This is a genomic window from Streptomyces sp. P17, assembly GCF_032436805.1.
Lineage (GTDB): Bacteria > Actinomycetota > Actinomycetes > Streptomycetales > Streptomycetaceae > Streptomyces.
In genome coordinates this window covers 1-267 of the sequence record NZ_JAVRBF010000915.1, presented here as the reverse complement: position 1 = coordinate 267, position 267 = coordinate 1, and the positions used below count along the sequence as shown (strand labels likewise).

The window sequence follows — 267 nt, the reverse complement described above, 5'->3', positions numbered from 1 at the left end:
ATAATTTTTTCTTTGGCTTCTGGCGCTTTGATATCGATGATAGGGTCTAAACCCGATACGCCAATTTCTAAACCGCGTAACGCTTTTTGCATAGACTCTTGCTGGTTACGACCAATGGCCATCACCTCGCCTACTGACTTCATCTGCGTGGTTAAACGATCGTTGGCACCGGCAAATTTCTCGAAGTTAAAACGTGGCACCTTGGTCACAACGTAGTCGATGCTCGGCTCGAATGACGCCGGGGTAATACCACCGGTAATATCGTTG

The 267-nt window shown here is 47.6% G+C and carries 1 protein-coding gene; it reads right to left on the bottom strand.

The window, feature by feature from the left end; translation table 11 throughout:
• Positions 1–267 (bottom strand): hypothetical protein (locus RMT89_RS43430; RefSeq protein ID WP_315889268.1); only part of this gene is annotated, 267 nt, incomplete at both ends.